This window comes from Nocardiopsis terrae (genome assembly GCF_014651695.1).
GTDB classification, from domain to species: domain Bacteria; phylum Actinomycetota; class Actinomycetes; order Streptosporangiales; family Streptosporangiaceae; genus Nocardiopsis; species Nocardiopsis terrae.
On the sequence record NZ_BMXJ01000012.1, the window covers coordinates 17,893 to 39,154 of the forward strand.

Consider the following 21,262-nt stretch of genomic DNA (forward strand, 5'->3'; position numbering starts at 1 on the left):
GTTTGTGATGTTCCGGTGAGGGGAAAGCGGATAGTCTTGACAACGTGAGTCTGCGCTTCTATGACACCAGTGCCCGACAGGTCCGCGACTTCACCCCGCTGCGTGAGGGGTGCGCGTCCCTGTACCTGTGTGGTGCCACCGTGCAGGCACCACCCCACATCGGCCACATCAGGTCCGGGGTCAACTTCGACATCCTGCGCCGCTGGCTGACCCACCTCGGCTACGAGGTCACCTTCTGCCGCAACGTCACCGACATCGACGACAAGATCATCAGGGTCGCCGCCGACGAGGACGTCCCGTGGTGGCAGGTGAGCGAGCGCAACCAGCGCGCCTTCAGCTGGGCCTACGACGTCCTGGGCTGCCTGCCGCCCACCGTCGAGCCGCGCGCCACCGGCCACGTGCCGGAGATGGTCGAACTGATGCGGCGACTGATCGACGCCGGACACGCCTACGCGGCCGACGACGGCTCCGGTGACGTCTACTTCGACGTGCGCTCGCACCCCGCCTACGGCGAACTCTCCAACCAGCGCCTGGACCAGGTCGTGGAGTCCGCCGACTCCGACCCGGACCGGGACAAGCGCGACCCCCGGGACTTCGCCCTGTGGAAGGGAGCCAAACCGGGTGAGCCCAGCTGGGACACCCCCTGGGGCCGCGGCCGCCCCGGCTGGCACCTGGAGTGCTCCGCCATGGCCACCAAGTACCTGGGCCCGAGCTTCGACATCCACGGCGGCGGGCTCGACCTGGTCTTCCCGCACCACGAGAACGAGCAGGCGCAGTCGCGCGCCGCGGGCGACGGCTTCGCCCAGTACTGGCTGCACAACGGCATGCTGAAGGTCGGCGGCGAGAAGATGGCCAAGTCGCTCGGCAACTCGATGCGGATCCCGGAGATGGTCCGGAAGGTCCGCCCGGTGGAACTGCGCTACTACCTCGGCCAGGCCCACTACCGCTCCACCATCGACTACTCCGAGGCCGCCCTCCAGGAGGCCGCGACCGCCTACCAGCGCATCGAGGGCTTCCTCACCCGGGCCGTCGAGGTGCTGGGCGCCGTCACCCCGGCCGCCGACGTCCCCGCCGAGTTCACCGAGGCGCTCAACGACGACCTCGGGGTCTCCCAGGGGCTCGCCGTGGTCCACGGCCACGTCCGGGAGGGCAACACCGCCCTGGGGGCCGGGGAGAAGGAGCGGACCCAGGAACTCGCGTCGGAACTGCGCACCATGCTCGGAGTGCTCGGCCTCGACCCGCTCAGCGAGCAGTGGGCCTCCGGCGGCGACCAGGGCCTCACCGAGGTCGTGGACGCCCTCGTGGCGGTCGCCCTCGAACAGCGCCAGGCCGCGCGCGGCCGCAAGGACTACGCCGCCGCCGACGCCATCCGCGACCAGCTCGCCGAGGCCGGGGTGGTGGTGGAGGACACGCCGCAGGGTCCGCGCTGGGACCTGCGCCGCAGCTGAGAGCCCGGGGACGGCCCCGGAGCGGGACCGTCCCCGGGGGCCGTAGGCCCGCCCGGCCGGGCCCCGCCGCCGCGGACGACGCGTGTGGTAGCGCGTCGGCACTAGGCTGGGAGTTTGCCGCCGCCCATCGGCGTCGCGGCTACCCCATCGGCCGGAAGAGCGCTTCCGGCATGCTCGCAACACGTATCGGGAGGCGGCGACCATGCCGGCGAAGAAGAGCAAGAAGGGCCCGACCAAGGGCAGCGGCGGTAAGAACCGTCGTTCCCTGGAGCCCAAGAGCGGCACCCTGCCCGCGGAACAGCGGCACTGGTACGACGGCAAGCAGCGGTCCAAGACCGCCAAGCAGCAGCGCGCCAGGACCGGAGGTCCGGACGCGGCTTCGGACAGCCCCCGCAAGGAGCGCTCACCCAACCGCCCCGACAACTCCGACCTGCTGATCGGGCGCAACCCGGTCGTCGAGGCGCTGCGCGCGGGCATGCCCGCGATCCGCCTGTTCCTGGCCAACAGCCTCGACCCCGACGACCGCGTCAACGAGGCCGCCAAGCTGGCCGGCTCCCAGGGCGTCGACGTCGTCGAGGTGAACCGCACCGACCTGGACCGCCGCTGTGAGAGCAACGGCCTGCCCGGCGCCACCCACCAGGGCATCGTGCTCCAGGTCCGCCCCTACCAGTACTGGGCGGCCGAGGGCCTTCTCGACAAGGCGCTGGCCTCGGACACCCCGCCGCTGATCGTCGCCCTGGACGGGGTCACCGACCCGCACAACCTGGGCGCCATCGCGCGTTCGGCCGCCGCCTTCGGCGCGCACGGCCTGCTCATCCCGGAGCGGCGCGCCGCCAGCGTGACCATGTCCTCGTGGAAGACCTCCGCCGGAACCCTGGCCAAACTGCCCGTCGCCCAGGCCACCAACCTGACCCGCACCCTGGAGTCCTACAAGAAGGCCGGGCTGTTCGTCGCCGGGCTGGACGCCGACGGCGACACCCGGCTGCCCGACCTCGAACTGGCCACCGGTCCGCTGGTGGTGGTCGTGGGCTCCGAGGGCAAGGGGCTCTCCCGCCTGGTCCGTGAGTCCTGCGACGTGGTCGCGAGCATTCCGATCAGCGGCGCCGAGTCCCTGAACGCCTCCGTCGCCGCGGGGGTCTCCCTCTACGAGGTCGCCCGCCGCCGCGGGGCCCGGGTCGAGTAGCCCTCCCCGGGACCCCGGCGGGACCGTTCCGGTCGGTCCTCCGGGGCGACCGGAGCTGACGCGGTACCGAGGGCGTTTGTGAGGCCGGTGCCGGTCTGGCAGGTTCGGGTTATGCGCGTAGAGATGCTGGGGTCCTTCGGGGTTCGGGACGGTCACGGGCGGCCGATGACCGTGCCCGGGGGGCGTGTGGTGTCCCTGCTGGCCCGACTGGCGCTGTCCCCGGGACAGGTGGTGCCCACCGGGGCGCTGCTGGAGGACCTGTGGGACGGGGCCCCGCCGGACGGCGGTCGCAGCACCGTCCAGCGGCTGGCCTCCAGGGCCCGGTCCCACCTGCGTGACCGGGGCGTCACCGACCTCGGACCGGTGGCGGTGCCGGGCGGGTACGTGCTCGACGTCCCGTCCGAAGAGGTCGACTCGCACGTCTTCGAACAGTTGGCCGTCCGGGGCGGGGCCCTGCTGCGCGGCCACGACCCCCACGGGGCGGCCGAGACACTGCGCCGTGCCCTGGATCTGTGGCGCGACGAACCCCTGGTGGACGTGCGCGGGCGCTTCGCCGAGACCGAGCGCCAACGGCTGGCCGAACTGCGCCTGAGCGCCACCGAGGACCTGATCGAGAGCGGGATCCGCGCCGGAGACAAGGGTGATCCGGTGCCGGAGCTGCGGGCCGTGTGCGACGCCCACCCGCTACGGGAACGCTGTCACGGCCTGCTGGTGCTGGCCCTGCAGCGGAGCGGTCGCGACGGCGAGGCCCTGGCCGCCTACGAGCGCCTGCGCACCACGCTTGCCGAGGAACTGGGGACGGAGCCCGCGCCATGGCTCCGTGAACTCCACACGAACATCCTGCGCGCGGTGGCGCCGCCCCGGCACGGCTGGTCCAACCCCTACCTCACCCGGTTCTTCGGGCGTGAGCGGGAGCTCGAATCGATCGGTTCCCTGCTCGGGCGCACCCGGCTGGTGACCCTCCTCGGCCCCGGCGGCGTGGGCAAGACCCGTACCGCGGCCGAGTTCGCCTCCCGCGACGAGGGCGGCGACCGCCCGGTCCACTTCGTGGAGCTGGCGGTGGTCCGCGACAGGAACGGCGTCGTCGACGCGCTGGCCGACGCCGTCGGTGTCGGCGGCGGTTCGCTCGCGGTCGGCCAGGACCCGGGACCCAGCCGCCTGTCCCAGGTGCTCTCCGCGTTCTCCGGCAGCCGGGCCCTGTTGGTCCTGGACAACTGCGAGCACCTGGTGGACGACGTCGCCGCGGTGCTCGTGGGCCTGCTCGCGCACTGCCCGCAGCTGCGGGTGCTCGCCACCAGTCGCGAACCCCTCGCGGTCAACGGGGAGGCGCTGATCTCCCTGGACCCGCTCGGGCTCCCCGAAGGGGACCCCCGGCAGTCCACCGCCGTGGCCATGTTCGTCGAACTGGCCTCCCTGACCAGCCCGGGCCTGGTGTTCGACGACGAGGCGACGGGGACGGTGGCGCAGATCTGCCGACGCATCGACGGGCTGCCGCTGGCCATCGAACTGGCCGCGGCGCGGACCCGGGCGATGTCCCTCCGGGAGATCTCCCGTCACCTGGAGGAGCGCTTCACGCTGCTGTCCACCACCCGCAGGCCGGTCGCGAACCGGCACCGCACCCTGCGCGCCGTCCTGGAGTGGAGCTGGAACCTGCTGACCGACGAGGAGCGCACCGTCGCGTGCCGGATGTCGGTGCTCCCCGGCGGTGTGACGGAGTCCGCGGCCGCTGCGGTCTGCGCGGGCAGCGGCGTCACCCCGGAGGACGTGCCGTTCCTGCTGGCGGGCCTGAGCGACAGGTCGCTGCTGCGCACCGCCGGATCCCCGCAGGGCCGGACCCGCTACCGCTTCCTCGAAACGACCCAGGCGTACGCGCGCGAACGGCTGCTGGAGTCCGGTGAGTCGGAGAACGCGTGGGCCGGTGCCGTCGCCCACCACACGGAGCTGGTCGAGGACGCCGCCGGGGAACTGCTCGGGCGCGGACAGGCCGAGGCGCTGCGCTCCCTGGACGAGGAGTACGACAACGTCATGGCGGTGCTCCGGTACGTGTCGGAACGGGGGGACACGGCGGTGGCCGCCCGCCTGACCCGTGCCCTGAGCTGGTACTGGGTGCTCCGCGGCAGGTACGAGGACGCCTCCCGGTGGGCGGGGGAGGTCGCCAGCCGGGAGGAGGAGCTCCCCGGGGACACCCGGGACGTGCTCCGGGCGCTGCGGGCCATGCTCCCGGTCCAGGAGGACGCGGGCCGGGACGACACGGCACAGACCGACGCCGTGCGGCTCGCGACCGACGCCGAGGCGCTCTCCGCCTACCCGCCGTTGGCCGTGATCGGTCTCAGGTGCGCGCTGGCCGCCGGGGACTGGGAGCTGGTCGGCTCGGTCATCGACGCCACCCGGGAACACCCCCACCCCTGGGTGCGCGCGGCCGGGCTCTCCTACCGGGCGCTGTGGGCGGAGGCCCGGGGGGACTCGGAGAGGGCCGAGGCCGCCACGGAGGAGGCCGCCGGGGCCTTCCGCGCGGTGGGGGACCGGTGGATGACCGCCCAACTCCTCAGGGCCCTGGCCGAGTACCAGTCGCTCCGGGGCGAGGGGGACCACGCGGTCCGCGGGCTGCGGGAAGCCCTGGAACTGACCGGCTCGGTGGGGGAGAGCGCGAGCCTGGCCGTGACCGTACTGATCAGCCTCGGCACGGAACAGATGCGCGCCGGCCTCCTCGATGACGCCGACACCACCTTCGCCCGGGTGCTCAGCGCCGAGCCGGCCCCCATCGTCGAACACCGGATCCAGTGCCTGGCGCGGATGAGCGACCTGGCCCTCGCCCGGGAGCTGACGGATCAGGCGCGGAGACTGACCTCCGAGGCGCGCGCCCTGCTGGACGACGCCCGCCAGGACACCGCCTACCTGCGGGCCGAGGTGCTGCAGCGCGAGGCCGCGGTCGCTCTGGCCGAGGACGACCCGGAACGGGCCCGGGCGGCGGCCTCGGCCGCGCTGGAACTGGCGGTGGAGCTGGGGATGAACTCCTACTCGGCCTCCGTTCTCGAACTCGTGGCCGGACTGGAGTCGGCCGGGGGCGACGCGCGCGCCGCGGCCCGTGCGCTGGGGGCGGCCGCGTACACCCGCGGGCGCAGGGACCAGGGGAGCCCCCGGGTCCGGGGTCTGCTGTCGCACCTGGAGAAGGAGCTGGGACGCGAGGAACTCGGGGCGCTCATGGCGGAGGCGGAGCAGGGGCCGCACGGTTTCCGGTGACCGTGCGGGCTACTTCCTGAGGTAGGCCGGGCACCGCCCGGACACTCCGGTGGCCGTGGCCCGGGTCCCCCTCTCCGTGTTCAGCGTCGCCTTCCTCGGCAACACCGGCCCCGCCGGGGCTGGACGGTCCGTACGCGGTGGTGGCGGGAGCGACCGCGCTCGTCGGAGCTGTGGCGGTCCTCGTCCCCACCGGTCACACTGCGCGCCCACCCCGCCCAAGCGGTGGGTGTCCGCGACTGACGGCGCGTCTTCGCAGTTCACAGTGTTTCCCGTCGGTACGCGGACACCGCGGCGGTCACTGTCCGGACCAACCGGTCACGGGTGTCCGCGAACTGACCGGGCACTGACCGCACGCCCTGTGAGAGTTCCCCCGTACAGAAGGAGGAACACCCATGAACACCTGTATCCGGGCAGAGGGCCTGGTGAAGCGGTACGGGGCGAACACGGCCCTGGACGGGGTCTCGCTCGGTATCCCCCGAGGAAGCATCCAGGGCGTGCTGGGACCGAACGGTGCGGGCAAGACGACCACGGTACGCATCCTCGCGACGCTGCTGCGGCCGGACGAGGGGACCGTCCTCGTCGACGGCCACGACGCGTTGCGCGACCCCGTCTCCGTGCGCGGGATCATCGGGCTGACCGGCCAGTACGCCTCCGTCGACGAGGAACTCACCGGGATGGAGAACCTCGAACTGGTCGGGCGCCTGCTGGACCTCTCCGGACGTCAGGCCCGGGTCCGCGCCCGCGAGCTCGTGGAGCGCTTCGAGCTGGGCGACGCCGGTGACCGCCCCGTCAAGACCTACTCCGGCGGTATGCGGCGCCGTATCGACCTCGCCGCGAGCCTGGTCGGCCGCCCCCGCGTGCTCTACCTGGACGAGCCGACCACCGGGCTGGACCCGCACAGCCGCAACCGCCTGTGGAGCATCGTCCACGGCCTCTCCGACGAGGGCACCACGATCCTGCTCACCACCCAGTACCTGGAGGAGGCGGACCAGCTCGCCGACCGGGTGACGGTCATCGACCAGGGGCGCGTGGTCGCGGAGGGCGCGCCCAAGGAACTCAAGCAGCGCGTGGGCTCCCAGACCCTGCACGTACGCCCGGTGGACCCCGCCGACGTGCGGCGCACCGAGGAGATCCTCACGGAACTGCTGGGCGGGGTGCGCCCCGGCGTCGACAGCGAGCGCGGCCTCCTCAGCGCCCCCGTGCAGGACCCGGTCCTGCTGTCCGCACTGGTGCGGAGGCTGCACGACGCCGCGATCAGCACCGACGAGCTCGGCCTGGGCCTGCCCAGCCTCGACGACGTCTTCCTCACCCTCACCGGCCAGAAGGCCGGCAAGACAGAGCCGACCGCCGCAGAGAAGGGAAGCAGCACATGAGCGCCACGGTCGCTGTTGATTCGCACGCATCCGTGGAGCCGAGCCCCCGGATCCGGATCGGCCCCGCCACTGCGGCCAGGCACGGCATGATCCTCGCCAGCCGCAATATCCGCTACCTGGTCCGCACACCGTCGTCCCTCATCGACACCGTCATCCAGCCCGTCCTCTTCCTGCTGGTCTTCGTCTTCCTGTTCGGCGGGGCCATCGCGGGGGACTGGCAGTCCTACCTCCAGACCCTCGTCCCCGGCCTGATGGTGCAGATCACCATGTACGCCAGCATCGGGACGGGCATGGCCCTGAACACCGACATCTCCAAAGGCGTCTTCGACCGCTTCCGGAGCCTGCCGATCGCCCGCTCCGCGCCGCTGGTCGGTGCGGTGCTCGGAGACGTGCTCCGCTACGTGGTCGCGCTGACCGTCCTGTTGCTCCTGGCCTTCGCACTCGGCTTCCGGATCCAGACCGACCCGCTGTCGGCACTGCTCGCCTGCGCACTGGTCGTGGTCTTCGGCCTGACCCTGTGCTGGATGTCGGTGATCATCGGCATGGTCGCCACCGGGCCCCAGGCGGTGCCCGGCATCGCGATGGCGGTCATCCTGCCGCTGACCTTCGGCAGCAACATCTTCGCCGCACCCGAGACCATGCCCGGCTGGCTGGAGGCCTGGGTCGGGATCAACCCGGTCACCTACTTCGTCGACGCCGTCCGCGGGCTGATGCTCGGCGGTCCCACGCTCGTGCCGGTCCTCATCAGCCTGGGTGCCGTGGCGGGCATCCAGATCGTCCTCATGCCGCTGGCACTGCGGGCCTACCTGCGCCGCGTGCGCTGAGCCGGCCGCAGAGTCGGCCGGTCGAAGAGAAGGGGGGCGGAGCGCGGTCGGGGATTCACCTCTCCCCGGCCGAACCCCCGGACAGGCCCCGGACCGGGTCGCCTCCGGGCCCCCACCGCCGCGCGGCGGCCGTCGAGGAGGTGCCCGTGGAACAGCTCTGACCTCACAGAACCGGTGTGACCGGCGTCAGGTGCAGCCGAGTAGGCCACTCGGCGCCTGAACCGGTAGCATTCGTGTGGACGCTTCGGGGCCCGCCCCGGACGGTCGGCCGACGTAGCTCAATTGGCAGAGCAATCGCCTTGTAAGCGATAGGTTAGGGGTTCAAGTCCCCTCGTCGGCTCTCTCTTTGCCTGACCTGGGACAACACTCCAGGCGAGATCGCTACCACGTAGCTTCGACGCCTGGAGAGCTATCGCCTGTGGGTGCCCGGCGTGTGAGCTGGACCGCCCCTGCCTCTGGTGGTCTCCGGAACCGCCACCCATGACAGGCAGGTCCTCCGGCCCCTGGTGCAGAGTGTCCAGTCGATCCGGTCCAACTGTTGGCCGAAGCGGCGCGAACCGGCCGAGCCGCACGGCGACCAGGGACACGACTGACCACCTGTGTCGCTGGCTCTGCGAACGGAAGCGCACACGCCGCCTGGCTCGCAAGGGAGTGGAGTTCTTCCAGCGGTTGGGGCGGCACTATGAAACACGGATCCTTGAATTACCGTGTTGTGCTGCTGGGGCGTCTGCTCGAATCCTGAAAACCCCTGATTCTATTATCTCATCCGAGTGCGCTCAGCTGCTGATCGGGCCACCGCTCCGCTCAAGAACCGGGACATCCTGCACCGTCTATGCTGCTCCCCCAACCGGGCTGGAGAGGTCACCCGCGCTGCTCCGGTTCCTCAGCCCCGAGCAGCAGGACGAAAAGGATTGGTGAAAGGGTGCTATGAATCGGAAGCAACTGGAGTGGGCATGGGGAGCGATGAGGTCCTTGCCGTTTCCTGAATGGACGGGCAGGGGCGAGTTCCACGCTTGGATTGTAGGCAATCTTCTTTATTGGGACTCTGTCGTGGCTGGCTGCCTGGAATCCTTTCTCGAGACCGGAGAGATTCCCGAAGGGCTCCCTCCAGAAGTTTTCTCTCGGATGCTCCATGAGCTGGAAGAGTGGGATTTCGGATTCGATGACATCGATTACTACTCTCTGAGTCTCGCCAAGTGTCACGTTTATTTGTACAGGCTGGTGGCCTTGGAAATATCTGGCCACGGGTCAGGGCGGGGGTGAGATGATTCCTGTGGCTCCCGGGGAACTGATATCTGTCGGGTGAAGGCACCTTGTATCCTCTGACTCGTTCGTGCCACGACCGGCCTTGGGGTCTGTGAGAAAATTCAGGGAAACGCCTGGCGCTCCGTTCTCCCGATGTGGTCGGGCACCTTTGACCCCCTTCCTGGCTGGAGTGTGTAGAGATTGTTATGGAAATTGCTGTGGGTGAGGTTTTCGGGGGTGGGTATTTCTCTGTTTTCCCGATTCTGTGGTTCCAGCCTTCGCCGACACGGATCTCGCGAAGGACGGCTGGCAGCCAGCCGAGGCGGTCGGTGTGGCCGAGCCGACGGGGGATTCGCGCTTCGTGGGCTGCTTTCGAGCCAGCTCAGCGTCGGCCGGGACGGCCCGCGACCGTGTACCCGCTTCCGGGAGCGGGCACACGGTCGCCTCGGTCGGGGCCGGTGCGGACGGTCAGCCGCAGACCGCGCCGTTGAGGGTGAACCGTTCCGGGGACGGGACGTGCTCCGACGGGCTGTGGCCCACGAAACCGAAGGTCACCTCACCCCCGGCCGGGATCACGGAGTTCCAGTCCAGGCCGCTGGCGGTCACCACGCGCCCGTCCTGCGCGAGTTCCGAGCTCCACGAGCGGTCCACCGTCTGCCCGCCGGGGAAGGACCAGTCCAGTTCCCAGCCGCTGACGGGCTCGGTCCCGTTGTTGCGGACGGTCACCTGGGTGTTGAACCCGCCTGACCAGGTGTCGTGCGTCGAGTACTCCACCTCGCAGTCGGAGGAGGCGGGCACGCTCGCTGTGCCCTGGTCGGAGACGAAGCCGGACACCCAGGCCAGGGTCGAGTTCCAGTTGATCGTCAGCTCGTTGGTCGCCCACGCGTCGATGTGGTCGATGTAGCAGAACTGCGGCGCGCAGCCCTCCAGGTTGGCCCGGCTCACCGGGTCCCAGGTGCCGGTGTCGGAGTTGGGCCCGCCGGAGAGTGTCCCCTTCGGCGGGTTGGGCAGGGCGGGGTCGAGCTGGTGGGCGTACCAGCGGCTGTGCTGGTTGACCGCGTCGTTGGTGCCGTAACCGGTGACGTATGACTGGTTGAGCGCGTTGCGCCCCAGGACGTAGTCCATCCCCTCCAGTATGGCGTCGCGGTAGCGCTCGTCGGCGCTGATGTCGTACGCGGTGGCGAGCACGGCCATGTTGTTCAGGACCAGGTTGTTGGAGCCCCAGGCGAAGACCCCGCTCCCGGGGGAGTAGGCCAGGCCGTACGGGTGCTCGCGCACGTTCTCCAGGTACTGCTCGGCACCGTCGAGTACGGAGTCGCGCACCTCGTCGCGGTCGGCCAGAGCGCTGGGCACGGTGGCCAGCTGCAGGCGCCCCAGCGGCGCGGTCCAGCGCCAGTCGAAGCCGTCGGCGGTGAACACCTCACCGGTGTGCAGCGCGGAGGAGGTGAACGCCTCCTCGTACTCCGTCCCGCCGGTGGCCAGGTAGAGCTCTGCGGCCGCCCAGTAGAACTCGTCGTCCACGTTGTCGTCGTCGTAGGGGCCGCCGCCCGCGCCAGTGGGGTCGGCGTAGCGCTCGGGCTCGGCCACGGCTGCCTCCCAGGCGGTCTCCGCCGCGTTCAGGCAGGTGTCGGCGAACCCGGGATCGTAGGGGGCGAACACCCGGGAGCACTGGGCTCCCGTGGCGGCCAGGTTGAGGGTGGCCGCGGTGGACGGCGGGTGCAGGTACCGGGGCTGCGGGTCGTCCGCGGGCATCATCGGCAGCCCCGTCCACTCCAGGTCGTGGACCTTGTGGTGGGCCATGCCCGCCAGGTCCTCGCCCTCGGGCACCTGCATGCTGAGCAGGAACTCCATCTGCCAGCGGGCCTCGTCCAGGACGTCCGGTGCCCCGTTTCCGCTCTCGGGCACCGCCAGGGTGCCGTCCCCGACCCGTTCGGGGTCTCCGGTCGGTGCTGTGTGGGTCCTCTCGTAGACGCTCATGAGCTGGTGGACGGAAATGCCCCCGTTCACCACGTACTTGCCGTGGTCGCCCGCGTCGTACCAGCCGCCGGAGACGTCCAGTGAGTAGTCGCAGGGGTTGTCCGGGTGGCAGGTCACCTCGGTGTCGCCCTGGTTGGGTCCGACACCGGCGTGACCGGCCGCGCGCCCGTAGCCGGGGGCGATCCCGTCGAGGATCTCGATGCCGCTGCGCTGCGTGTAGTAGAAGTTCAGCGAGTCCGTGGCCAGTGCGGCGTAGGGCTCGGCCGTTATGCCGAAGGGGTGGCTGGTCTGGCCGTCGGAGGTCAGCGTGTAGCCCTCCCCCTCCGTGGTGAGCTGCCCGAAGTCGATGGTGTGCACGTTCTGCCCGGAGGTGATGTCCCTGCCGCGGGGTGTGGACGTGCCCTCGGCGACGACGGTTCCGTCGGCGTCGGCGACCTCCCAGGGGAGGCCTTCGGTGGCCTCGGTGACGACCGTCGCCGCCTTGGGTCCCTCGGGCAGGTAGGCGACCTGGTTGACGCGCACGCGTGGCCCGGTGTCCGGCTCGTACACGGGGGGTTCGGCTCCGCCGACGAGGGAGACCTCGTGCAGGCAGAACGTCCATTCCTGCTCGCTGCCACCGATCTGGAAGGCCACCTGGGCGTCGTCGCGGTCGGCCGACGCGGTGAACACGTACTCGTGGGTGGTCGGCTCGGCGCTGAGGACCGGGCGCTCGTCGAGCTCGGTGCTCCAGGGGTCCACGGGTTCCTGTACGAGGGAGCGGATGGGGCGTCCCTCCAGGCCGGAGGCGGTGAAGGAGAAGGTGTAGGACTCACCGGCCGTCAGTGGGACGTCGTCCTGGCCGACGATCACCTCCCACGGGTCGCCGGTGCCTCCGGGGACGTCGACGCACAGGACCCCCTCGGCGGCGTCCATCTCCGCTCCGGGGCTGGCCCACCAGTCGGCGGTTCCCTGGCTGAAGTCGCCGTTGGAGATCTGCTGCGGCGGTTCGTCGGCGTGGGCGGGGGCCGGGCCGAGCAGGCCTGCGGCGAGCGTTGCTGCCGCACTCAGGGCGACGGCTTTTCGAAGAGGCACGTGGTTCCTTCCGCTGGGGGGGTGGCGGCATGGAGTGGGAGCGCTCCCAATAGTGCGATCATTGTTGTGTCGCAGCTCACGTTTGTCAACGGGGGTAACGGCGGTTGCCTCCTCCGGGCCGGGCCCTGTCGCTATGCCTCGCGACGGCACCCGGCGAGGAGGGTCGCGACCATGTGCTCGGCGTCGTCCCTGTCGTAGTCGGGGCCGGTGATGCAGAGGTTTCCGATGGCGCGCATGAGCGTGTAGGCGGTGATGCCGGGGCTGAGTTCGTCGGCGTCGGCGCAGGCGTCGAGCAGCGTCGCGCAGGCCGGGACCAGGGTGTCGAGCATGAGGGCGTGGAGCTTCTCCAGCCCTGGATCCCCGGACCCCAGGGCGGCGCTGAGGCCGTGCTTGGTCACCAGGAACTCCACGAACGCGTCCGCCCAGCGGGTCAGGGCGGTGAACGGGGAGGCCGATTCCTCCAGGAGTCGGGGCGCGAGTGCGGTGCAGGTGTCGATCTGGTGCCGGTAGACGGCGGTGACGAGGTCCGCCCGGGTCGGGAAGTTCCGGTAGATCGTGCCCACTCCGACGCCGGCGCGTTCGGCGATGTCGCGGATGGGGGCTTGGACGCCCTGGTCCACGAAGACCGCCGACGCGGCCGACAGCACGCCGCTGCGGGTGCGCTGTGCCTGTGCCTGACGTACTCCGACCGGTTCCGGCACGGATCCTCCCTTGTTCGCGGAACAATGTTCCGCTAAGTTGGCGGAACGTCGCTCCGCCAAAGTATGGCAGAGCGGTCCATAGAGAAAGTGCAGGGCTCCCCATGCCTTCCAGCCACCTCGACCAGCGGATCACCGCGGTCAAGCCCATCACCGTTCCCGCGCCCGGCCGCAGCCTCGACCTGCAGGTGAAGGTCACCGCCCCGCTGTCGGGACAGAACCTCCCCGTCATCGTGTTCTCCCACGGCAACGCATGGTCCCTGGACGGATACGAACCCCTCGTCGACCGGTGGGCAGCCGCCGGATTCATCGTCGTGCAGCCCACCCACCTGGACTCCCGCCGCAACGGCATCGCGTGGGACGACCCGCGCTTCGCCACCATCTGGCGCGTCCGGATCGCCGACCTCCACGCGGTCATCGACGGCCTCGACGACATCCTTCTCCAGGCCGGCGGCCTGGAGGCCCGCGCCGACCATGAGCGCATCGCGGTCGTCGGCCACTCCTGGGGAGCCCAGACCGCCGGCGTGATCCTCGGCGCGCGCGTGCTCGACGCCGACGGCTCTCCCGGAGAGGACTTCTCCCACTCCGCGGTCTCGGTCGGCGCGCTGATCGCCGCGACCGGAACCGGCGACAGCCTCACCCCGTTCGCCGCCGAACACCTTCCGTTCATGAGGCCGGACTACTCCACCATGACCACCCCGGCCCTGATCGTCGCGGGCGGCAAGGACCAGTCGCAGCTCTCCACCCGGGGGCCGGAGTGGTTCACCGACGCCTACCACCTCAGTCCGTCCCCGAAAGGTCTGCTCGCCATCGCCGAGGGCGAGCACACCCTGGGCGGCCTCGCCGGCGAGATGGCTGCCGAGACCACCGACGAGGACCCCGCCCGCGTAGCCCTCGTCGCCGACGCGGTCTCCGCCTACCTCCTCGACGCCTTCAAGTCCGACGACGATGCGTGGACCGCCCTCAACAACGCCGCTGCGACCGGCGACGGTACGTGGAGCATCACCAGCAAGTGAGCCCGGCCAGAGCGAGCTGCCGACCGGGCCGGGGGCGGGCTCAGGAGGCGATTGGCTCCACCCCGGCCACGCGGCGGAGCCCCGGCGCGTGGCCGGGGCTCCGTTCGTTCTTCGGCCCACCTGTGCTCGGTCCTGCGTCTTCTCAGTCCTGCGGTTCCCGGGGGTTCACCACGGTCTCGGGCCCCGGGTAGATGACCCGCTCCTCGCCGTCGGCGAAGCGGACCAGGTAGGGCGGGCCGTTGTCGGCCCCTCGGACCTCGATGATCTCGGCGTTGTGCTCGCCCTTGGAACTGGTGACCCCGTGCGTGTGCAGGCGGTCTCCGGCGGTCGCTCGCATCTGCCCTCCTGCTGTTCGACGGCCGGCCTCCCCCTGAGCCGGCCACAGTCGGGTGGTACCCGCGCCGCGGTCCGGATGAACCCTGTGGAACTGGTGAAACAGCGATCAACCGGACGTCCTACGATGTGCGGGTGAACAAGCTCTCCCCAGTCGTCGCGTTCCTCGTCTTCATGGGCGTGTTCGTGCTCTCGCGCACCGCCACCCGGGACTTCCTGGCCTCCTGGGTCGCCCTGGAGGGGGTGGTCCTCGGGCTGGCCTCCCTGGTGGCGTCCGTGCTCCTGTCCGCCCTCGCCGCGGGGGCGGTGCTCTACGTCTCCCGGCTCGTCTCGGGGGAGTAGGTCGGCCTGACCGGGGCCTTCCCGCCCGTTGCTCCGAGCCCGACGGCAGGGCCGCCGCCGGGCCCGTGCTCTCCCCGGGGCCGCCTCCGGCCCCGCAGCGTCGCGGTCACCGACCCGACGGGGTGCCGCCATTGATTTCTATCGCCAATAGAATACTCTCTACCTGTCATAGAAAACGAGGACGGGGGCGGTATGCCGAGGGGCGACGAGAGGTCCGGCGACTCCGAGCGGTCGCGCGGGAGCAGGGGGCCGAAGGGCGCCCCGGGGCCGAAGAACTCCGCACGCGGGACCGTGTCACCGCTGCTCCTGGGCGGCGCGGTCCTGCTCGCCCTGGTGGTCGCGGTGGCCGTGGGCCTGAACCTGGAGGGTGACGGGGACGCCGGGGAACCGGACACGTCCGAAGCCGCCTCCGTGGTCGACCACGTCGACGAGGAGCAGCGCGAGTGGGGCCAGGAACTGGCCCGCCGCACCGCCGACGACCCGATGGCCCTGGGCCGCGAGGACGCACCCGTGGTCCTGGTCGCCTACTCCGACTTCGCCTGCCCCTACTGCGCCACCTGGTCCCAGGAGACCCAGCCCGAACTGGTCGAGCGCTACGTGGACTCCGGTGACCTGCGGATCGAGTGGCGGGAGTTCCCCTACCTCGGAGAACTGTCGCAGAACCTGTCGGCCGGAGCGGTCGCCGCGGGCGAGCAGGGCTCGTTCTGGGAGTACCAGGAGGCCGTGTTCGAACGCCAGGAGGACCTCAAGTCCGCCACCGACCCGGACGGGGTCCTGGAGGAGATCGTCGAGGAACTGGGTCTGGACGGCGACCGGTTCCAGGAGGACCTCGCCTCGGACCGGAGCGGGATCGCCGTCAGCCACGACTTCGTCGAGGGACAGCAGATCGGGGTGAGCGCCACCCCCGCCTTCGTCATCAACGGTGACCCGGTCATGGGCGCGCAGCCCCTCGACGTGTTCCTCCGAAGCATCGACGCGGCCCTCGTCGCGGCAGGGGAGTGAACACCGTGGACATCGGGTTCGTCGCCGCGGTACTCGGCGGGCTGCTGGCCCTGCTCAGCCCGTGCAGCGCCCTGCTGCTGCCGTCCTTCTTCGCCTACGCCTTCCGCGACCCGGGGCGGCTCCTGCTGCGCACCGGCGTCTTCTACGCGGGCCTGTGCCTGACCCTGGTCCCGCTCGGAGCGGGTTCGGCCATGGTGAGCGTCCTCTTCCACGGCCACCGCGACCTGCTCATCAACACCGCGGGCGGCCTGCTCATCGCCTTCGGCACCGCCCAGATCCTGGGGCTCGGCTTCACCTGGGGCGTCCTGGCGCGGGCACAGAGCCGGTTCGCGGGCGGCCGGGGCAACCTGTCCGTCCTGGGCCTGGGCGCGGTCTACGGCCTGGCCGGGTTCTGCTCCGGACCGATCCTCGGGGCGGTGCTCACCGTGGCGGCGACCGGGACGCCGGGCCGCGGCATGCTCCTCATGGCCGCCTACGGGCTGGGCATGGTGCTGCCGATGTTCTTCCTGGCACTGCTGTGGGACCACTACGACCTGGGGCGCCGCCGCTGGCTGCGCGGCCGGACCGTGGAGATCGGACCGCTGCGCACGCACACGAGCGCGCTGCTGTCCGGCGGACTCTTCGTGGGGATCGGGGTGCTGTTCACGGCCTTCGACGGCACCGCCTCGATGGTCGGCCTCCCCGGCACCGGTTGGACGGCCGGGATCGCCGAACGGGCCCAGGTGCCGCTCGCACGGCTGGGCGGCCCGACCGACCTGGTGGCCCTGGCGGCCCTGGCCGCGGCGGTCGCCCTGGTGGTGGGCGGTTCCCTCCTCGCCCGGCGCCGGAACCGGGCCGGGGCGGAGGCCTGACGGCACGGGAGCCGACGGCACGGAGGCTGTGCGCCGGGCGGGAGTGCCTATTCTTGGACGGACAAGCGCACGACGAACGGTGGGCCATGAGTAACACGGCTTCCGGGCTCGGATCACTGGAGTCCGCGGTCATGGCGGTCCTGTGGGCCGCCGGGCGCCCGGTGAGCGTGCGCGAGGTGGTCGAGGGGCTGGCCGACCGCGAACCGGCCTACACCACCATCTCCACGGTTCTGGAGAACCTGCGCCGCAAGGGCTGGGTCGACCGGGAGCGCACCGGTCGGCTGTGGTTCTACCGCGCCCTGCGGGACCGGGCCTCGCACGCCGCCGACCGCATGCACGGCGCCCTGGACGACAGCGGGGACCCCCGGGTGGCCCTGCTGCGCTTCGTCGACCGGATGGACCCGGACGACCTCGACGTCCTCCGCGGGCTGCTCGCCGACATCCCCCGGTCCGAGGACCCGTGACCTGGTCGGTGGCGGCGCTCGCCGCCCTGGTGCTGTGGAGCGTCACGGGACCCCGGGCGCTGCGCGCCCTCCACCGGGGCCTGGGCGCCACCGCCCGGACGATGCTCACCCTGTGGACGCTCGCCACCGCCACGTGGCTGCTGGCCTGCGCCGCCCTGCTCGCCACCCTGGCCACCGGGGTGATGGGTCCCGGGGTGAAGGCGCTGGTCGCCGCCTGCGCCGACCTGTTCCAGGCGGTGCAGCAGAACGGTGCGCAGCACGGGCTCGCGGTCGCGGGACTCCTCGGCGCCGCGGGGCTGGCCCGGCTCACGTGGACGGCCGTCGGACGCCGCAGGGACCGGGCCGCACGACGCGGGGAGTACGCCCGGGCCCTGGCCGCCGGAGGACGGCGCCGCGCCCTGTACCTGGACCGGGTCTGGCTGCTGGAGAGCCCCGAACCCGCCGCCTACTGCGTACCCGGCCGCGGGTTCGGCATCGTGGTGACCAGGGGAGCCGTCGACCGGTTGACCGGGCCCGAGCTGCGCGCGGTCCTCGCGCACGAGCGGGCCCACCTGAACGGCCGCCACCACCTCCTGGTCACCTGGACGCGGCTGCTCGACTCGGCCTTCCCCGGGGTGCCGCTGCTCCGCGCGGCTGCGGGGGAGGTCCCCGAGCTCGTGGAGTGGGCGGCCGACGACCGGGCGGCTGAGGAGGTCGGACCGCACGCACTGGCCCATGCCCTGGGGATCATGGCGGCCTCGGGCGCGGACGGACCCGAACCCGCCCTGTCGGCATCGGGCGCCTGCCCGGTGCGGCGGGTGCGCCGCCAGGTCCGGCCGGCGGAACCCGCCGCCGGCTGGGCCGCCCACGTCGGCGCGACGCTGTTCGTGCTGCTGCCGCTCGCCCTGGCGGTGCTGGCCACGGTGCTCAACGTCGCCGTGCCGCCCTGTGAATGCGCGGGCTGAGGACGCGGTCCGGGGTCCGGTGCCCCGGAAGGCGCCCTCGGCGCATCGCCCGGCCGCGGCGTCCGCCTGGTCACAAAGTGGGGGTCGGGGGTGCCGGCGACCGGTGTCCGGATGAAAAACTCCACCCATGCTCGGTATCACTGACCTGCCCACCTACCTGGCAGGACTCGTCCTGATCGTGCTCCTGCCGGGGCCCAACTCGCTGTACGTGCTGTCCGTCGCGGCACGCGGCGGAACCCGCACCGGGTACAGGGCTGCCGCGGGTGTGTTCACCGGCGACGCCGTGCTGATGCTGCTCGCCGCGGTCGGCGCGGCCTCGCTCCTCCAAACCACCCCGCTGCTCTTCACCGTGGTGAAGTACGCCGGGGCCGCCTACCTGGCCTGGATGGCGATCGGGATGCTGCGCTCCGCCCATGCCCTGTGGACCTCCCGGCACCGGTGGGCCGAGGAGCAGCGGGCCGCCGACGCCGCCGTCGTCTCCGCGGGAGCCGCCGGCCCGGGCATCGGCGGAGCGGAGCGCCCCTTCCGCCGGGCGCTCGTGGTCTCCCTGTTCAACCCGAAGGTGATCCTCTTCCTGATCTCCTTCTTCGTGCAGTTCGTCGACCCCGCCTACGCCTACCCGGCACTGTCCTTCCTGGTGCTGGGGCTCCTGCTGCAGTTCGTCAGCCTGCTCTACCTGTCGGTGCTGATCTTCAGCGGGACCCGGCTGGCAGCGGCCTTCGGGCGGCGCAGGCGGCTCTCTGCGGGCGCCACCTCCGCGGTCGGGGCCCTGTTCCTGGGGTTCGCGGTGAAGCTGTCCGTCAGCAGCGCCTGACCGCGCCCCCGCTCGGCGGTCGTCGGCGGCGTCCGAGCCGTCCGCCCGCCGGTACCGGACCTGCGGCCCGGCGGGCCGCGCCCTAATCCTCCGGTGCCCGGAGCGCCCGGGGGAAGACGGGGGCGAGGGCGGCCTCGAAACGGTCCAGCCAGTCGTCGAGGCCGCCCTCCACCCACGGGCAGTCACGGACGAAGTGCGCCCACTCCTGCGGGTCGCAGCACCCCTGCCGACGCAGGTAGCCCTCGTCCACCAGGTCGGCCTCCGCGCCCATCTCCGGGCGGAGCACCCGCACGAGCAGCTCGTGCGGGAGCGGGTGGGCCTCGGCGAGCAGGACGGCGTCGTAGAGGTCCTTGCCCTGGGGGTACATGTCGGTGCACAGCCACAGCACCTTCCACGCCAACGACAGTTCGGGGCCCGCGGTCAGCACGGGGACGTCCCCGAGCACGGTGGTCCGAGGGGGTTCGGGCAGGGGCTCCTGGAAGACCACGTCGATCTGGACCGCGCCCGGCGGCAGGGCCGACTGCGGGCCGGTCCCGTGCACCCAGGGGATCCCGTGCACCCAGGGGATGACGAGCCGTCGTCCCGAGGCGCGCTCGTAGGTCCAGATGCTCTCCCGGCGGGTGTGCGCCACGTCGAACACCAGCCCCGAGGGGGGTTCGGCCTCCCCGACCGCCGTCACCAGGTCGTCGAGCATCCGTACCGAGTCGTGGTGTTCGGCCGACCTCGTCTCCGGCAGGGTGACGAAGTCCAGGTCGCGGGCCCGGCGGGCCCGGTCCCCGACCCACAGTGGCATGGCCGCGCTGCCGCGCAGCACCAGGCCGTCCGCCCATTCGGTGCCGGAGACCGCGCGCAGGACGTGCTCCATGGCCAGCCGGTTGGCCTCCCACCAGCGTTCGGCGAGCGCCGCGTCGGCGAAGGTCGGTTCGCTGGGCCGGAAGGCGTGGCTGAAGTGTTTCAGGGCCGGGTCGAACACCTGCTCCTGGGTGGCGTGCGGTCCGGTGGTGACCGGCAGGTAGGTGGACGGGTAACCCGGCTCGTACCAGGGGTGGCGGGGGCGGGGCGGGAACTCCACCGGGGCCTCGTCCAGCCACCCCGCGTCCAGTTCGAGGGCGCTGTCGTACACGACGAACTCCAGTTCGGTGTCGATCACCCCGTTCTCCCCGCCGAAGCTGTTCCCCAGGCCGTGCGCCCGGAGCTCCTTCATCAGGGCGGAGTAGCGCTCGTAGGCGGTGTGTTTGTCCACGCCGGAACAGCGCTGGGTGACGAACCGCTCCTGGCGCCCGTCCTGGCGGGTGCGGCGGGCGTTGCGGGACAGCCGGGCCCGGTGCGGCGCGACCAGCCGGGAGAGTTCGCCGAGGTCGGCGTCGGCGGGCAGCAGGAGTTTGAGGTGGGTCTCGAAGTAACGGCCCGGTCCGAGGGCGAGCGCCTCCCGGCGGTCGTTCGGTACGTCCGCGTTGTGCGGGGAGACCTCGAACTTGACCCTCGTGACCTCGAACCCGCCCTCGGCCAGCCGCTCGCCCCAGCTCCTGGCGAGCGCGTGCTGTCCGCCGAGGGTGCCGTGGCCGTGGTAGGTGACCATCGGCTGCGAGGGGCTGTCCCCCCGGTCGAGTTCGATGTGCGTGAACTTCAGCCCCTGCCCGGCCGCCCAGTCGGCGGCGGACGCGATCTCGGCCTCACTCCGTGCGCGCAGGGTCAGGTGGGTCTCGAAGTCACCGGCGAATTCCATGGATTCTTCTTCTCTTGGAGGGATCTGGGAGTTTACGGCCTCCGGTGTGGACGGCGCACCCCGGTTTCGGGGCGTGCCGGGATCGCAGGGGTGCGGGGAGGGGGCTTCAGGCGGCGCGCGGGCTGAGGCCGGTCATCAGGAGGCGGACGACCTCCCGCAGGCTCTCGTCGACGTGCTCGACGGTGTTGTTGGCGCTGAACGAGGCGAAGCCGTGCAGGGTCGACGCCACGGTGAAGGCGATGGCGCCGGGGTCGCCCGCGGTGATCTCCCCGGTGCGCTGGCCCTCGGCGATGGCGGACAGGACGACGTCGAGCATGTCGCCGACGGCCTCGGCGAGCTGGTCGGAGATGTCGCTGTCGTGCTTGCGCGCGTACATCAGGTCCAGCAGGGCGGCGTTGGACAGTGCGAAGTCCGTGTAGGCGCGGGCCAGGGCCAACAGGTAAGCCGCGGTGTCCGGCGCGCCCTGACCGGCCGCGTCCAGCACTGCCCGCAAACGCTGGAAACCGCTCAGTGCCAGGGCGTCGAGCAGGGCCTGCTTGTCCTTGAAGTGGCGGCCCGGGGCCGCGTGGCTGACGCCCGCCTCACGGGCGAGCTCGCGGAGGGACAGCGCGGAGGGGCCGCGTTCGGAGAGAGTGCGCTCGGCGCTGTCCAGCAGGGCGGCGCGGAGGTCTCCGTGGTGGTAGCGACGGTCAGCCATACCGGCCAGCATAG

18 protein-coding genes and 1 tRNA gene are annotated in these 21,262 nt (G+C 71.5%); 13 read left to right on the plus strand and 6 right to left on the minus strand.

Annotated elements, in window-relative coordinates; genetic code table 11:
• The first annotated feature begins 44 nt into the window (after window positions 1-44).
• From cysS to IE195_RS25410, 6 genes are all read left to right on the plus strand, one after another.
• Complete coding sequence (gene cysS / locus IE195_RS25385) at window positions 45-1,448, plus strand: cysteine--tRNA ligase (RefSeq protein ID WP_191276165.1); 1,404 nt, start codon at window positions 45-47, stop codon at window positions 1,446-1,448.
• A gap of 202 nt (window positions 1,449-1,650) precedes the next feature.
• Entirely contained in the window at window positions 1,651-2,631 is a 981-nt protein-coding gene (gene rlmB, locus IE195_RS25390; RefSeq protein WP_191276167.1) for a 23S rRNA (guanosine(2251)-2'-O)-methyltransferase RlmB, read from the plus strand.
• 111 nt (window positions 2,632-2,742) lie between these two features.
• Window positions 2,743-5,871: an AfsR/SARP family transcriptional regulator gene (locus IE195_RS25395; RefSeq protein ID WP_225942305.1), complete on the plus strand. Its 3,129-nt coding sequence runs from the start codon at window positions 2,743-2,745 to the stop codon at window positions 5,869-5,871.
• Window positions 5,872-6,263: 392 nt separating this feature from the next.
• Window positions 6,264-7,244 carry an ATP-binding cassette domain-containing protein gene (locus tag IE195_RS25400; protein ID WP_191276175.1) on the plus strand — a complete coding sequence of 327 codons (981 nt, stop codon included), beginning with the start codon at window positions 6,264-6,266 and terminating at the stop codon, window positions 7,242-7,244.
• Entirely contained in the window at window positions 7,241-8,068 is an 828-nt protein-coding gene (locus IE195_RS25405; protein WP_191276178.1) for an ABC transporter permease, read from the plus strand. Before IE195_RS25400 ends, IE195_RS25405 begins: the two co-directional genes overlap by 4 nt.
• A gap of 267 nt (window positions 8,069-8,335) precedes the next feature.
• Window positions 8,336-8,408 (plus strand) — tRNA-Thr (locus IE195_RS25410).
• Window positions 8,409-8,929: 521 nt separating this feature from the next.
• On the opposite strand, the gene IE195_RS25415 is transcribed toward IE195_RS25410, so the two are convergent.
• The 3 genes from IE195_RS25415 to IE195_RS25425 form a co-directional block, all read right to left on the minus strand.
• The gene (locus IE195_RS25415; protein ID WP_191276180.1) at window positions 8,930-9,271 is read right to left on the minus strand and encodes a hypothetical protein; all 342 of its coding nucleotides are present in this window, start codon (window positions 9,269-9,271) and stop codon (window positions 8,930-8,932) included.
• 510 nt (window positions 9,272-9,781) lie between these two features.
• Entirely contained in the window at window positions 9,782-12,361 is a 2,580-nt protein-coding gene (locus IE195_RS25420; RefSeq protein WP_191276182.1) for a glycoside hydrolase family 9 protein, read from the minus strand.
• Window positions 12,362-12,492: 131 nt separating this feature from the next.
• Window positions 12,493-13,062: a TetR/AcrR family transcriptional regulator gene (locus tag IE195_RS25425; protein ID WP_191276184.1), complete on the minus strand. Its 570-nt coding sequence runs from the start codon at window positions 13,060-13,062 to the stop codon at window positions 12,493-12,495.
• A 101-nt stretch (window positions 13,063-13,163) separates the two neighbouring features.
• Between IE195_RS25425 and IE195_RS25430 the strand changes: the two genes are divergently transcribed.
• On the plus strand, window positions 13,164-14,075 hold the full coding sequence (locus IE195_RS25430) for an alpha/beta hydrolase family protein (RefSeq protein WP_191276186.1): 912 nt from the start codon (window positions 13,164-13,166) through the stop codon (window positions 14,073-14,075).
• Window positions 14,076-14,217: 142 nt separating this feature from the next.
• Here the strand turns inward: IE195_RS25430 and IE195_RS25435 are convergent, their stop codons facing one another.
• Entirely contained in the window at window positions 14,218-14,412 is a 195-nt protein-coding gene (locus IE195_RS25435) for a DUF1918 domain-containing protein (RefSeq protein ID WP_191276188.1), read from the minus strand.
• 131 nt (window positions 14,413-14,543) lie between these two features.
• Here IE195_RS25435 and IE195_RS25440 point away from each other — a divergent pair, with 131 nt between their 5' ends.
• The 6 genes from IE195_RS25440 (at window position 14,544) to leuE (ending at window position 18,825) form a co-directional block, all read left to right on the plus strand.
• A complete protein-coding gene (locus IE195_RS25440) occupies window positions 14,544-14,750 on the plus strand; it encodes a hypothetical protein (RefSeq protein ID WP_191276190.1) in 207 nt (68 codons plus the stop codon).
• Between the two features lie 192 nt (window positions 14,751-14,942).
• Window positions 14,943-15,752 carry a DsbA family protein gene (locus IE195_RS25445; protein WP_191276192.1) on the plus strand — a complete coding sequence of 270 codons (810 nt, stop codon included), beginning with the start codon at window positions 14,943-14,945 and terminating at the stop codon, window positions 15,750-15,752.
• 5 nt (window positions 15,753-15,757) lie between these two features.
• The gene (locus IE195_RS25450; RefSeq protein WP_191276194.1) at window positions 15,758-16,603 is read left to right on the plus strand and encodes a cytochrome c biogenesis CcdA family protein; all 846 of its coding nucleotides are present in this window, start codon (window positions 15,758-15,760) and stop codon (window positions 16,601-16,603) included.
• An 86-nt stretch (window positions 16,604-16,689) separates the two neighbouring features.
• On the plus strand, window positions 16,690-17,067 hold the full coding sequence (locus tag IE195_RS25455) for a BlaI/MecI/CopY family transcriptional regulator (protein ID WP_191276196.1): 378 nt from the start codon (window positions 16,690-16,692) through the stop codon (window positions 17,065-17,067).
• Window positions 17,064-18,011, plus strand: a complete 948-nt coding sequence (locus IE195_RS25460) for a M56 family metallopeptidase (protein ID WP_191276198.1) — start codon at window positions 17,064-17,066, stop codon at window positions 18,009-18,011. Before IE195_RS25455 ends, IE195_RS25460 begins: the two co-directional genes overlap by 4 nt.
• 127 nt (window positions 18,012-18,138) lie before the next feature.
• The gene (gene leuE, locus IE195_RS25465) at window positions 18,139-18,825 is read left to right on the plus strand and encodes a leucine efflux protein LeuE (RefSeq protein ID WP_191276200.1); all 687 of its coding nucleotides are present in this window, start codon (window positions 18,139-18,141) and stop codon (window positions 18,823-18,825) included.
• An 82-nt stretch (window positions 18,826-18,907) separates the two neighbouring features.
• Here the strand turns inward: leuE and IE195_RS25470 are convergent, their stop codons facing one another.
• Together IE195_RS25470 and IE195_RS25475 are read right to left on the minus strand one after the other, a co-directional pair.
• The gene (locus tag IE195_RS25470; protein ID WP_191276202.1) at window positions 18,908-20,551 is read right to left on the minus strand and encodes a nucleotidyl transferase AbiEii/AbiGii toxin family protein; all 1,644 of its coding nucleotides are present in this window, start codon (window positions 20,549-20,551) and stop codon (window positions 18,908-18,910) included.
• Window positions 20,552-20,657: 106 nt separating this feature from the next.
• Window positions 20,658-21,248, minus strand: coding sequence for a TetR/AcrR family transcriptional regulator (locus IE195_RS25475; protein WP_191276204.1), 591 nt, complete (start codon window positions 21,246-21,248; stop codon window positions 20,658-20,660).
• Window positions 21,249-21,262: the final 14 nt, after the last annotated feature.